At 38.1% G+C, this 13,548-nt stretch carries 10 protein-coding genes and 1 pseudogene; 7 read left to right on the top strand and 4 right to left on the bottom strand.

All coding sequences use genetic code 11. From position 1 onward, the window contains the following. Positions 1-465 precede the first annotated feature (465 nt). The 7 genes from MWJ95_RS01525 (at position 466) to MWJ95_RS01495 (ending at position 10,509) form a co-directional block, all read left to right on the top strand. Positions 466-4,077, top strand: coding sequence for a dynamin family protein (locus MWJ95_RS01525; RefSeq protein ID WP_249071753.1), 3,612 nt, complete (start codon positions 466-468; stop codon positions 4,075-4,077). Between the two features lie 10 nt (positions 4,078-4,087). Next, positions 4,088-4,897 (top strand): sulfurtransferase, encoded by an 810-nt coding sequence (locus tag MWJ95_RS01520; protein ID WP_249071755.1) that lies wholly within the window; start codon positions 4,088-4,090, stop codon positions 4,895-4,897. A 960-nt stretch (positions 4,898-5,857) separates the two neighbouring features. After that, positions 5,858-6,373 (top strand): sigma-70 family RNA polymerase sigma factor, encoded by a 516-nt coding sequence (locus tag MWJ95_RS01515; protein WP_249103834.1) that lies wholly within the window; start codon positions 5,858-5,860, stop codon positions 6,371-6,373. Beyond that, complete coding sequence (locus tag MWJ95_RS01510; RefSeq protein WP_249103833.1) at positions 6,370-7,470, top strand: hypothetical protein; 1,101 nt, start codon at positions 6,370-6,372, stop codon at positions 7,468-7,470. Before MWJ95_RS01515 ends, MWJ95_RS01510 begins: the two co-directional genes overlap by 4 nt. Continuing rightward, positions 7,463-8,020 carry a hypothetical protein gene (locus tag MWJ95_RS01505; RefSeq protein ID WP_249071762.1) on the top strand — a complete coding sequence of 186 codons (558 nt, stop codon included), beginning with the start codon at positions 7,463-7,465 and terminating at the stop codon, positions 8,018-8,020. The genes MWJ95_RS01510 and MWJ95_RS01505 overlap by 8 nt, the downstream gene beginning before the upstream one ends. Before the next feature lie 54 nt (positions 8,021-8,074). Beyond that, positions 8,075-8,905 (top strand): MBL fold metallo-hydrolase, encoded by an 831-nt coding sequence (locus MWJ95_RS01500; protein WP_249103831.1) that lies wholly within the window; start codon positions 8,075-8,077, stop codon positions 8,903-8,905. Between the two features lie 401 nt (positions 8,906-9,306). Then, complete coding sequence (locus MWJ95_RS01495; protein WP_249071766.1) at positions 9,307-10,509, top strand: NAD(P)-dependent malic enzyme; 1,203 nt, start codon at positions 9,307-9,309, stop codon at positions 10,507-10,509. Between the two features lie 391 nt (positions 10,510-10,900). Here the strand turns inward: MWJ95_RS01495 and MWJ95_RS01490 are convergent. The 4 genes and pseudogenes from MWJ95_RS01490 to MWJ95_RS01475 all read right to left on the bottom strand — a co-directional run. Beyond that, positions 10,901-11,094 (bottom strand): annotated as a pseudogene (locus tag MWJ95_RS01490) (transposase); the annotation flags it as partial. A 651-nt stretch (positions 11,095-11,745) separates the two neighbouring features. Further along, on the bottom strand, positions 11,746-12,060 hold the full coding sequence (locus tag MWJ95_RS01485; RefSeq protein WP_249071668.1) for a YpoC family protein: 315 nt from the start codon (positions 12,058-12,060) through the stop codon (positions 11,746-11,748). Beyond that, the gene (nth, locus tag MWJ95_RS01480; protein WP_249071666.1) at positions 12,057-12,719 is read right to left on the bottom strand and encodes an endonuclease III; all 663 of its coding nucleotides are present in this window, start codon (positions 12,717-12,719) and stop codon (positions 12,057-12,059) included. The genes MWJ95_RS01485 and nth overlap by 4 nt, the downstream gene beginning before the upstream one ends. Before the next feature lie 11 nt (positions 12,720-12,730). After that, positions 12,731-13,459: a DnaD domain-containing protein gene (locus MWJ95_RS01475; protein ID WP_249103828.1), complete on the bottom strand. Its 729-nt coding sequence runs from the start codon at positions 13,457-13,459 to the stop codon at positions 12,731-12,733. Between the last annotated feature and the right edge of the window lie 89 nt (positions 13,460-13,548).

Raw genomic sequence — 13,548 nt, 5'->3', positions numbered from 1 at the left:
TAAAAACTTAGTTTTCCTTACCTTAAACTATGAAGAAAATTATTATTTGCATAGTTGCACATCCATTTTGAAAGAGAAAATAGTAGTTTTTTAGAAAAATATTAGAACTTCACAACAAATTGATGATGAGCGTAAAAATGCTTTGTTTTTGATTAAACAGGACAATATGGATGAATATGGCGTCTGAAACCCTGATATCTGTGCTTTTCAAAGTAAATTAGTGTTATACTTTGCTTGTCGAATAAGGTAGAATATTATTTATGACTATCTTCATTCAGAAAAACTACCACCTCTGTAGTGGTAAAATGAATGCGGATATAGTTCTTTTCCAAACATTACAAATGATGGCCACCGGCGGATGTCACGGATTTTTAAAGGAGTGAATTGTGGTCGCACAATTCAAAATCCGGACTCAATTACACCAAGGCGAAATTGATTAATATGAAAAAAGGGGTTACTGGTTTTATGAAAGATTTTGAACAACAGTTGGAGGCGCTATTAAAGCAAGCCTCGTTACAATACATAATTTATCAGCATAATGGTGATACAGAGCGTATGGATAAGACATCACTTTTTGCGCGTAAAATACAGCAAAAAGAATATGTCATAGGCTTTGCTGGCCATTTCTCTGCTGGTAAGTCAAGTATGATTAACGCGCTATCAGGTGAAGATTTACTTGCGTCAAGTCCTATTCCAACGAGTGCCAATATCGTCAAAGTCCATAAATCAGATGAAGACTTTGCGATTGTCTATATGCACAATGAAAAGCCTGTAAAGTTTGAAGCAGGTTATGATTTTAAAACAGTGAAAGAACTAAGTAAAAATGGGGATTTAGTGTCACAAATTGAAATTGGTCATAGTACATCGACATTACCACTAGGTGTCACAGTTATGGATACGCCAGGTGTCGACTCGACAGATGATGCTCACCGTATGTCAACAGAGTCAGCCCTCCATATTGCTGATATTGTATTTTATACAATGGACTACAATCACGTTCAATCGGAATTGAATTTTCAATTTACAAAGCAATTAATGAAGTACAATCCAAACGTTTATTTAATCGTAAACATGATTGATAAGCACAATGAAAATGAGTTAAGCTTTGAGGAATTTAAAGCAACAGTTCACAATTCTTTCGCGGCTTGGGGTGTAGTACCAAAGGGAGTATTTTTCACTTCATTAAGAGAGCCTGAGCATCCTAATAACGATTTTAAAGCTGTCAAGAAAATTGTTATGGATAGTATGAATGATTGGCAGGATCAACTTGTACAGACTGCATCAAATACGCTGCGTTTATTACAAAGCGAGCATGACACTTATTTAACAGAAGAAAGACAAGATCGTTTAGACATCGATGAAGATGTATTAAGTGCCGATGACTGGGCAAACCATAAAGATATTTTAGAGCAGTACAATAAGTTAAATCGTCAAGTTGAATTGTTCTCAATTGAGGCATGGAATGAAACGTTCGAAGAGCAACGTAAAGAACTTCTTGCGAATGCTGCCATTATGCCAGCTGATTTACGCGATAAATTACGTCTGTATTTAGAGAGTCAGCAGGAAGGTTTCAAGGTAGGGGGCTTATTTACTGCTAAGAAAAAAACCGAGGAAGAGCGTAATCGTCGTCAAGAGGATGCTTATAGTGCCTATCAAAATGTGGCGCATGCACAGATTACTGGACATTTAAAAGGGCTAATGAAAAAGGTCTTAAAGGATGTTGGTGCATTAAATGAAGAACGTGCTAAGGCTATTGATGACTACGCCTTTGAATTACCATTCTCACTGATTGAGCAGCAAGTACAGGTTGGCGCACTGTTAACGGGAGATGCAGTATTGAATTTTGCCAACCGTGTGGCAGAGGCGACAAAACGCTACTATATTCAAGAAACAGATAATTGGAAGGATGCACAAGCAACAACTTTAGAAGCAGTAGCTACTGAAACAGCTGCTCCATCTAAATTAAAAATGGCCGGTATGCAAGAGAAAGTTGATGCCATTCAAGCAGTGCTTGAAATCGAAGGCTATCAGCAATATAGTGCAAGTATTATGCACCAGGCAAGCAATGAAATCCGTCAACTAGCAAATCAACAGCTGACAAATTGGGATCATGCCTTTAAGCGAGATTTAGCAGATATTCGATTATTTGATGAAACGATGTTAAAGCCAAAAGAGGAAGCGTTACAACAGGAAGAGGCCCAGCAAGCTGTTAGTGCAACGAGTCTTCCTATTGAAGGTGTAGTTAAGCGTGCCCTTCATACGGCAAATGCTGTAAAAGATGTACAAGGCTTTGCGGAAGTAGCAACTTATTTAGAAAATAAAGTACAACGATTACAGAAAAAGGATTTCACAATTGCCCTGTTTGGTGCATTTAGTGCAGGGAAATCCTCGTTCTCAAATGCGTTAATGGGTGCCAAAGTTTTACCTGTATCACCAAACCCTACAACAGCGGCTATTAATAAAATTCGACCTGTGTCACCAGAGCATCCTCATGAAACAGCAGATGTACAGTTAAAAACAGCTGATCAAATGCTAGAGGATATTCAAGCTTCGTACGCTGCAATTGGTTTATCGGTTTCTTCTTTAGAAGAGGCATTAAATCGTGCAGATGAGGGACTTGCGGTACAGCTTTCTGACGAACGTTTAAATGTGCATAAATCATTTATTCGTGCATATAAAGAAGGATTCCCAACATTTAAGTCTGAGCTTGGAAAAGTATTACGTGTTAACCGTGAAGAGTTTGAAAAATTTGTTGCACAAGAAAATAAATCCTGCTTTGTCGATAATATTGATTTTTATTACGATAGTCCGTTAACACGCATGGGTGTAACACTTGTTGACACACCAGGAGCAGATTCTATTAATGCACGTCATACAGGTGTTGCGTTTGAATATATTCGTAATGCCGATGCAATCTTGTTTATAACTTATTATAATCACGCTTTTGCTAAAGCTGACCGTGAGTTTTTAATCCAGCTAGGGCGTGTGAAGGACGCCTTCGAACTTGATAAGATGTTCTTTATCGTTAACGCTATTGATTTAGCGACAACAGAAGAAGAGCAGGAAGATGTAAAAGGCTATGTACGTTCAGAGCTACAACGCTTTGGCATTCGCTTCCCTCGACTTTACGGTGTGTCAAGCTTAATGGCCTTAAAAGAAAAAGTAGAGGGTACTGATTTAACATCAGGTATGCCACCGTTCGAAGATGCCTTCCACACATTCTTAAATGATGAATTAAGTGCATTGGCTGTCCAGGCACTTGCAGAGGAAGTCGATAAAACGGAGCAACGTTTAGGTGACTTAATTGCGCAGACAGAAGAGAACTTAAAGCGTAAGGATGAGCGTTTAGAGGAATTGACAACTTTAGAACAGCATATAAAATCGAAATTCAATGCGCTGAATACAAGTATGCTGGAAAGTGAAACGAAGCAAGAGCTTGATGAATTACTGTATTATGTTCTTCAGCGTGTGTATTATCGTTACCCAGAGTTCTTTAAGGAAGGCTATAATCCTTCGACATTTGCAGCAATGCCAGCTCAGCAAGCATTAGAGCATGCTTTAAAGGAAGTAATGCAAAGTTTACGCTTTGACTTTACACAAGAAATGCGTGTAACAAACTTCCGTTTATCACAGTTTATTAGTAAAAAGATGCAACTGCGTTTTAAAGATGAAGTACGTGAGCTAAAAGAATTAAACCGTAGCTTCTCATTCTTAGCGTTTGAATCTTCTGAGCCAGATTTACTTGATTTTGAAGGGCCATTTACAGATATCGCAAAATATTCAAGTGTGAAATCATACTTCCGCAATCAAAAGGCATTCTTTGAGAAGAATGAAAAAACGAAGCTAAGTGAGGCGTTAGAGGTATTAACAAAACCAGATGCGCAAAATTATTTAGATTCTCAGAAAGTATCACTCATGACATGGGCGATTACCTATATTGCTGAGGAAGCGGAGAAATTACGTTTGCATATTTATCATCAGGCTCTTGAACAGATTGCTACAGAAAGACTTGCACTTCAGGAAGAAAGCCGTTTAGCTTCTTGGAAAGCTATTTATGATCAATTACAATACGTATGAGGTGATTCATTTGGGAAAAGTATTCAAATCAGTTGAGGAAATTCAGTTAGATGGAGTCCGTTTCGTAGATGCTCGTTTTGATTTACAAAAAAAAGAGGCTGGTTATAAGTTATTTGAAGAGGGACATGCACCAGGAGCGATTTATATCGATCTAGAGCAAGACCTATCAGATATGGGGTCCAGCGATGGCCGCCATCCTATGCCGAATAAGGAAAAGCTATCGGCAACGTTTCAAGGATTAGGATTAACTTATGAGGATCAAATTGTCGTTTACGATCAAGGGGCTGCACCATTCGCACCTCGTGCTTGGTGGATGCTGACATATGCCGGCTTTCCAAATGTAGTGATTGTAAATGGTGGTGCACCTGCTCTTGAGGAAAAAATAACTTTCACAAAAGACATCATAAAATACCCACCGACTACGATTGAATTTGTTTGGCGTGATGAACTTTATGCGCCCCGTGAAGCAGTTAAAGCCATTGTTGATGGGGTAGTAGATGCAACGTTGCTAGATGCACGTGCCGCAGCTCGCTACCGTGGTGACGTGGAGCCTTTAGATAAGGTAGCTGGTCATATTCCAACAGCGAAAAACTTTGACTGGGAGCAATTAAAGTCAGATGGCCATTTGCAAGCCAATGATGAGTTGCGCAGTAAGGTTGCTCGTGATGAACGTGTTGTTGTATATTGTGGCAGCGGTGTTACAGCATCACCATTGTATGCAGTGTTAGCAGATGAAGGTTACGAAAATATTCAACTGTATGTAGGCAGCTTTAGTGACTGGATTACGCAATATGATGTAGAAAAAGGGACAAATGAATAAATCCATTCAATAAGAACACTCACTTAAGTTAACTAGTTCTGTTTTGAAGTACAAAACTAAAAGGTACTGCCATTCGCAGTACCTTTTTTGTACAACATGGTTTGATAGTTCGTGAAACGAAATTTACGAATTATTTAGTTTCTCTATCAATTAGATGTTTATCTAAATCTCCATTTGTACTTTCATATCTTGCAGTGACTTTCCAACCAAATAGGTTATGTTGGATTATCGCGTTTGATGTCGTATTAATAACATCTGAACCATTTGTTCTTAATAACAAATAATAAGCATTAGAAATATCTGTTTCAACAACATTTCTTCATCCCGAGTTGAAAAGAAAGTCGAATATTGAAAAATTTATGATCACGATTGAAAATAAATCAATCAATAATTTTTTATACTAATTTTTATTGCAGCCCCTCCTCTTTTTCTAGAAACTAATACGACACCCCACAGAAAGTACCTGCATTGTTCGTTACTTTAATAAAACGACTCCCCAATAAAGAAAACTCATAGTAAGAAAAACAAACGCAAATGTAGCTATTGCTTTTGGTAATTTACGATAAAAGTATAGTAATGCCAATCCTATGAGTATGTGAATGAAAGCAAAAAGAATAAGACTCATTTACCTCACCTCTTGTCTAAATCATACCATTTTCTGTAATAGGAATTAATTCCTTCTTTCACTAACCTTGGCCTTAGTAGAATATAGTTCCTTGTCATTTATAATAATTATGTATTCGCTTCGTTATATTTTTATAATGAAACTTTATGTATGTGATTTGATAAACCAATTCGTATGAAAAAAAGTAAATAGCCATATTATAGTGTTTTTTAAAGTTTTGTACTGGAAAACAGTACGATCCAAATAACATAAGGACTTCGACTCCTTTAAATTATTTGCTAATATTAAAGCCAAATTTGGAATTTTAAGGTCTAATAAGTATAGGGGGTGAGCTAGTGCAGGAAATACTCGTCCAACGAGCAAAAGAGGGGGATGCAGAGGCGTTCGCACAGTTATTTTCACAGTATGAAATAGACTTATATAAAATGGCGTATGTATACGTAGGCAATGAGGCTGATGCACTTGATGTTGTGCAGGAGGTCGCTTACCGCAGCTTTAAATACATACATTCATTACAGAGCGTCACTTATGTAAAAACATGGTTAATGAGGATTGTCATTAATTGTGCATCAGATTTGCTAAAAAAGCGAGGGCAGAACAGGCCTTTTGAGGCGGAGTTAGAAATAGGTGAAGAGTCACTAGAGGAGCTCCCAGAAAAATGGGCGTTGGAAGATGTCATGGCAAAGCTCACAAAAGAGGAAAAAGACGTAATTTTACTTCGATTTTATCATGATTATACTTTGTCTCAAGTGGCTCAGGTTTTGCAGCTAAAATTAGGAACTACGAAAACCATTTTGTATCGTGCATTAAAAAAATTAAAGCAAGCGCTTGAACAGGAGGTGCAAGAATGAACGACTTTAAAAAGCAGTTGGATCGAATTGATATCCCGAAATCGTTGCATAAGCGTAGCCTAAAAGGAATTAAACGAGCGAAAAATGAGCAACAAAAGCATAAGCGCTGGATACCTAAAATATTGACAGTTACTGTGACAATCGCAGCTGGAGGCTTTATAGCTTTAGGAGTAGGAAAGCAGGATACACGACAACAGCAGTCGAGCAGTTTATTAGATGAAAGTCTATCTTCACCTATTGTGCATTGGTGCATAGCAATCTTCCTAATGATTATGACTATTTTAGTTGTGATAATAGCAATTCGAAAAGGGATCGATAAAAAGTTGAGTATAGCTATGGGCTTCATTATGACGCTATTGCTCGGTAATAGTACAGTCTATTTGCAAAATCAATTACCAAAACCAATTACGGTCCCACTTGTGCAAGACTTTTTTTATAGCAATGAGAACTTTGACTTTACAATCCATTATATTACAAATAAAAGTGATCGGCGTTTTGTGAAATATTTACAGGCTGATAATCTTACTTTGCAAGCAAAGTATTATGGCAATAGCGAAAATAAAGGAATTTCATATTATCCCGTAGATGTCACAAATGACAGTTCGCATCAGTTTATGCGCGCAGCTTATTTTGTTGGGAATAGAGAAGAGATACAGACCCTTATTAACAGTAAAGAAGTGTTTCTAGTGCTTGATGATGGTGAAAAGTTGCCGACACTTTTGCAAATGGATTTTGACCATCCAGAAAAAGTGCAAGTGGACTTTCTAGGGACATCTGGTGGTAATGATGAAATGGCGATTTTTGTTATGATGCAGGATGTAGTGCTGGATGCAGTAAATATACCTGAAATATTAAAGCATAGTGTCAGTTTTACGGACATTAAAGTCAATGAAATTGCCTATACGGAAAAGGATTTTCCTATTGCTGTGAAAAAGGGACAGAGAGTAATAATTACATTTCAAACTAGTGAGGCAGGAATGGATGTACGTGCGAAGGTTGGTGTTAGTGGTAGAGATGGAATGTTACCAAAATGGATAAATAGAGAAGCTTCATTCAATATTCCAAAAATACGAGAGGAGATTGAGAGGCATGATTAATTTTGCGGAAAAGCAACGGCAATTGAACTTGTTAAAGTGGCTAACGATCGCTCTATCCTTAAAACTAGTATTTTTAAATGTCTATCCATATGCCTTTTATGTGCAGCAATTATTGATTTACCTAGCATTTATGAAGAGTTTGTCTTATTTTAAAGGTCAATCATTGGTCAAAAAATATATTTTCATTGGAATCATACTTTTAATTGCAAATATTGTAGCATCAAATTTGCTATCAATTACATGGCACTTAGTTTTAACAGTAAGTGTTGATTTACTCATTATCTTAGAATTCGGCAAAATTTTAGTAGAAATTGAGAGACAAAATAATTTGCTAGGATCTACTGCAAGAATTATGAAACAATATATGTGGATTGTACTTTGCGTCACAGCTAGCTGGACTTTTCTTATGAATAGTGAATATGATGTAATAGTCTCTCTATTAATAGTAGGAGCTGTTTTGATATTCATCGTTAATGTACGTTTACTTTTCCATTTGCGTAGCTTGAAAAAGAATATTAAATCTAAGATGAGGGTTGTGATGAATTCGTAAAATGACTGGTTATTCATTTTATGCTACACTCTTTGTACAAAGGGGTGAAAAAGGATGTTTAAACGAGAAAAAAGTATAGAGATTCAACAAAATCGTGGTGTGCAATGTGCTCACGGTAAAGTGGCAGTTCAGGGGATTGGCATGAGTGCTTATAGCTTTTTTGTAGATGGTTTACTTATTGATACGGGCTCATACTCACTTTCGCAGGAGTTCCAATCCTTTTTTAATGAAATACCGATTGAGCAATTGGCGCTCACTCATTCTCATGAGGATCATTCAGGAAATGCAGCATGGATTCAGCAACATAAGGATGTACCTATCTATATTCATGGTGATTCGGTGAGCGTTTGTGCAAAGGATGGGGAGTATCCTTTCTATCGACAGGCGTTATGGGGTGAGCGACCAGCGTTTATTGCTCAACCATTAGGTGAAACATTGCAAACGAAGTCAGCTATATGGGATGTTATTCAAACTCCGGGGCATACGACAGATCATTTAGCATTTTACAATCGAGAAACAGGTGCAATGTTTACAGGTGATTTGTATATACAGACGAAAACTAAGGTTGTTCTTGATGAAGAAAATATCGTACATACCTTGGCGTCCTTGAAAAAAATATTAAGCTATGATTTCGAAGTAGTGTATTGCTGTCATGCAGGCTTTCTTGCGGATGGTCGAATGAAAATACAAGAAAAAATTGCTTATTTAGAAGAATTGGAAAGTAATATAAAGCAATTATTTTATAAAGGTTATTCGGTAGAAGAAATAACAAAAGCAATCTTTCCTCGAGATTATCCGATTATAAAAGTATCAGGGGAACAGTGGTCTTCCAAGCATATTATCACCGCTTTCATCAATCAATTTACAAAAGAGTCCTTAACATAAGGGCTTTTTTTTGCTTAGAAATCGAGGAGGACAAGAGAGGGCATCATATAAAACTTTGTGAAAAAATGTGAAGGAAATGTGACGGGACTATATAAAAAAATGGATACGCTTACATTAGTTTGTGAAAAAATTCTCATTTACACAAGAAAAATACTATGTGAAAAGTTGAACAGGCTTAATGGTGGTATTGGTACATTTACGTAAAGGATAATCGATGTAAAAATTATTCTAATATAATTGATTGTGAAGTTGATAACAAGACATAAAATTAGTATATAGGATAATAAAACCCGATATTTCGAAGAAAAATTAAAATTGACAGAAAATTCGTTGACTTTACTTTCACAAAGTATTATGATTCTGAAATATATAATAATTCTAATGGAAAAGGATGGGGTTAAATGGATATTATGAAAAAGGCTTTAGAAATGCACGAGTATTATAGCGGTAAATTAGAGGTGATTTCTAAAGTGCCTGTGCAAGATTCATATGATTTAAGTCTTGCATATTCACCAGGGGTAGCTGCACCTTGTGTAGAGATTGAAAGCAATCCCTCGCTTGTTTATGACTATACAATGAAAGGGAATATGGTAGCGGTTGTTTCAGATGGTACTGCGGTATTAGGGTTGGGTGATATTGGTCCGAAAGCGGCGTTACCTGTAATGGAGGGAAAGGCCATTTTATTAAAGCGCTTTGCCAATGTGGATGCTTTTCCAATTTGTTTAGATACGAAGAATACGGATGAAATCGTCAGTATTGTGAAGGCGCTTGCTCCCACTTTTGGTGCTGTAAATTTAGAAGATATTTCAGCACCGAGATGCTTTGAAATTGAAGATCGTCTGCGTCGAGAATGTGATATTCCTGTATTCCATGATGATCAGCATGGAACGGCAATTGTAGTAGGTGCAGGGATGATTAATGCCAATCGTATTGTGAAGAAAAATGTGGCTACGATGAAGGTTGTCATTAATGGTGCAGGAGCGGCGGGAATTGCTATTTTGCGTATTCTTGTACAAATGGGCTATAAAAATATTTATATGTGTGATACAAAAGGTCTCATTTATGAAGGTCGCGCTGATGGTATGAATCCGGTTAAAGAAACGGTAGCCCATTTAACAAATCCTGAAAAATTACATGGCACGTTGGAAGATGCCCTTAAAGGCGCTGATGTCTTTATCGGCGTATCGGTAGCCAATTTATTAACAGAAGCACATATCTCTTCAATGAATGAAGATCCGGTCGTGTTTGCACTAGCAAATCCAAATCCTGAAATTACGTATGAAAACGCCAAAGCATGGGGTGTACGTGTTATGGGGACGGGACGCTCCGATTATCCAAACCAAATTAATAATGTGCTTGCTTTCCCTGGTATTTTCCGTGGTGCATTGGATGTTCGAGCAACAGATATTAATGAAGCAATGAAAATTGCTGCGGTGGAAGCAATAGCCGCCCTTGTTAGTGACGAAGAATTAACGGAAGAATATATTGTCCCTAAATCATTAGATGAACGAGTTGTTGAAATTGTTTCACAAGCTGTAAGTGGTGCTGCTGTTGAGTCAGGGGTGTCGGAGTTATTCCAACAAAATACAGTGCTTTCAGTTTAGCCTTTACAATAGTGAACCTTTTTAAAATAAAAATAAGGCACTTTTTGTTCAATTTTGAACAGGAAGTGCCTTATTCCTGTCTCTATTTCTTATTTATTTTGTTTAGTAGCTTTAATATACATAAATCGCCATGTATGGACTAAAATTAAGGGTTTCTTGATTTGAAATCATCAGGGGGCACCACCTGCACAACTCTTTTAAAGGAAAGCGTGACTAAAATAATAGTATGATACATTGCATTGTTTGGAGAAGCACCGCTCGACTCCTGCGGGAAAGCGAGGCAGACGGACCCCGCACGTAGCGAAATGTAGGAGGAGGCTCGGCGCTCGCCCGCGGAAAGCGAGCGGAATGCTTCGGAAAACAACGAAAGATGTAAATTGCAATTTTATTCAAACAAAAGCATACGAATTGGAGGAATGGCATTACGTCCATTGTCTAAACAATATTCTGTTCTTAACTCTTCTAAATTGAATGAAAAAAATCAACAAGTTCATTGATCTGGCGAAGTATATTATCTTTTGGCTCAATAATATCGTAATTCGCCATGTATGGACTAAAATTAAGGGTTTCTTGATTTGAAATCATCAGGGGGCACCACCTGCACAACTCTTTTAAAGGAAAGCGTGACTAAAATAATAGTATGATACATTGCGTTGTTTGGAGAAGCATCGCTCGACTCCTGCGGGAAAGCGAGACAGACGAGACCCCGCACGTAGCGAAGCGTAGGAGGAGGCTCGGCGCTCGCCCGCGGAAAGCGAGCGGAATGCTTCGGAAAACAACAAAAGATGTAAATTGCAATTTTATTCAAACAAAATCATGCGAATTGGAGGAATGGAATTACGTCCATTGTCTAAACAATATTCTCCGTAATTCGCCATGTATGGACTTAAATTAAGGGTTTCTTGATTTGAAATCATCAGGTGCATCACCTGCACAATTCTTTTAAAGGAAAGCGTGACTAAAATAAGTATGATACATTGCGTTGTTTGGAGAAGCATCGCTCGACTCCTGCGGGAAAGCGAGACAGACGAGACCCCGCACGTAGCGAAGCGTAGGAGGAGGCTCGGCGCTCGCCGCGGAAAGCGAGCGAAATGCTTCGGAAAACAACAGCAGAGTCACAGTGCCAAATGAAAAAAGCGAGGTATTCAACGATTAAATCGTTGAATACCTCGCGAAGTGAGATGATATGGAATTTTTCAGTGCCCTCGCTCAGTTTGCTGAGATGATACGTCTGCATTACTTTTTAGCAGCCTGTAAGCGTAACCGTGCTGCTCGTTTTTTTGTTTCCTTAAATAACTCATCGAGCTGACGATAACAAGCATATTGACCAGGCTTTGCTTTAATAAAGGTTAGTCGTTCTACACCATTAATGGGCAACACTTCATCGCCTGCTTCTTGTACTAAGTGCTCAAACAATGAAATAGCCTTTTCCATCAATCCTTTTGCTTCACCATTTCTTGCATCATGAGCTGCATGAATTTTGCCTTCTAATTCTATCCACTCTGCAAACCAAGCATCTATTTTTTCCTTTTCGATTGCCCCTACATTCACGCTTCCTTCACCAGCCCTTTTTTTAATCGCTTTTGTCCTTCTCTACAATCATCAAGCAAAGGGCAAGTATGACAGTTAGGGTTTTGAGCCTTACAGTGATAACGACCGAAGAAAATTAGCTGATGATGTGTTTTCGACCACTTGTCCATCGGTGTTTTTTTCATAATTGTTTCTTCGACTTCAAGTACTGAATCCTTCCAGCGACAAAGTCCTAATCGTTTAGATACTCGCTCTACATGCGTATCCACTGCAAGAGCAGGAATGTCAAAAGCTACAGACAACACGACATTAGCCGTCTTACGACCAACACCGGGCAATGTCACTAGTGCTTCTCGACTTGCAGGTATTTCGGCCTCGTATTCCTCTAATAGCCTTTGGCATAATGCTTGAATATTCTTTGCCTTATTGCGATACAGGCCAATGGATCGAATATCCTGTTGCAGCTCCTCTAAGGATACCGCTAAATAATCTTCCGGCTTTTTGTATTTTTGAAACAATGTTTTCGTTACTTTGTTAACCAGTACATCCGTACACTGTGCCGATAATAACGTCGCAATAGTCAGTTCAAACGGATTGTCATGTACTAGCTCACAATGTGCGTCAGGAAACATACGATCCATTTCCGCTAGACAATGCTCCCATTGTTTTTTTGTTAACATACAGAAGCCCCCTATTCTCTTTCTTCTAACCAATTATAAAATGGTACTTTATTTGTCGATTGCGTTTCTTGCTGCATCGTTCGGACTGGTGGTCGATTAAAGGTTTGTTTTTCCCGGAACTGCTCGCTTTGCTTCTGTGCAGCCTGTGGTGTTGTAATTTTTTTCTTTTTCCACTCCAGTAATATCCGATCTATATAACGAATACTTAGCTTGCCTGCAAAAACAGCCTCCTTAAGTGCCTCCTTAATAAGCGCTGGACTGTGCTTATCCTCATCTAACCAAGATCCGATTTTTTCTAGCTCTAAAGGAGATAAAAGTCGTCCCATTTCCTCTTCAAATAACCGGAATATCTCCCCCTCTTCTTGTCGAAGTGAAGCCGCTGATTTTTGATGTTCCTTCATTTCAATCATCTGCATAATGCGCTCCCATAGTGGGTATACCGAATATTTTTCATATAGCTTGCCATTTGCATCGACGTCGCTTGTTATTTCAAGGAAACCTTTTTGCATTAATCGCTGTAGACGTGAAGAAATATCATTGTCAGGCATTGTCAGACGATTCATCAGGTCATTGGGCGTTGGGAAATCATTCCCCTCCATATGGAACGCAAGTAAATGCATAACAATAAGTGCCTCATCATCCTCAATTTTTAACTCCTTATAAAACTGAAAAAAAAGCTGAGGAATTTGAATCATTCTTTGCTCAGTCCATGTACGGAGTCGATTGTTATTTGTGCTCATATTATACTTGACTCCTTTTTCCATCGTAAGTAGAAAAGCCGCGTAGATACATCACTACGCGACTTTTTTCATTTTACACTTTCAAAACC

The organism is Lysinibacillus sp. Bpr_S20 (assembly GCF_023337835.1).
Classification (GTDB): Bacteria; Bacillota; Bacilli; order Bacillales_A; family Planococcaceae; genus Lysinibacillus.
The sequence above is the reverse complement of the archived record's forward strand: the minus strand, read 5'-3'. Positions and strand labels throughout refer to the sequence as shown.

Bases quoted from the DNA above. Each gene is read 5' to 3' on its own strand.
- MWJ95_RS01500 (WP_249103831.1), top strand. From the start codon at position 8,075: ATGTTTAAACGAGAAAAAAGTATAGAGATTCAACAAAATCGTGGTGTG.
- MWJ95_RS01525 (WP_249071753.1), top strand. From the start codon at position 466: ATGAAAGATTTTGAACAACAGTTGGAGGCGCTATTAAAGCAAGCCTCG.
- MWJ95_RS01510 (WP_249103833.1), top strand. From the start codon at position 6,370: ATGAACGACTTTAAAAAGCAGTTGGATCGAATTGATATCCCGAAATCG.
- MWJ95_RS01495 (WP_249071766.1), top strand. From the start codon at position 9,307: ATGGATATTATGAAAAAGGCTTTAGAAATGCACGAGTATTATAGCGGT.
- MWJ95_RS01475 (WP_249103828.1), bottom strand. From the start codon at position 13,459: ATGAGCACAAATAACAATCGACTCCGTACATGGACTGAGCAAAGAATG.
- nth (WP_249071666.1), bottom strand. From the start codon at position 12,719: ATGTTAACAAAAAAACAATGGGAGCATTGTCTAGCGGAAATGGATCGT.
- MWJ95_RS01505 (WP_249071762.1), top strand. From the start codon at position 7,463: ATGATTAATTTTGCGGAAAAGCAACGGCAATTGAACTTGTTAAAGTGG.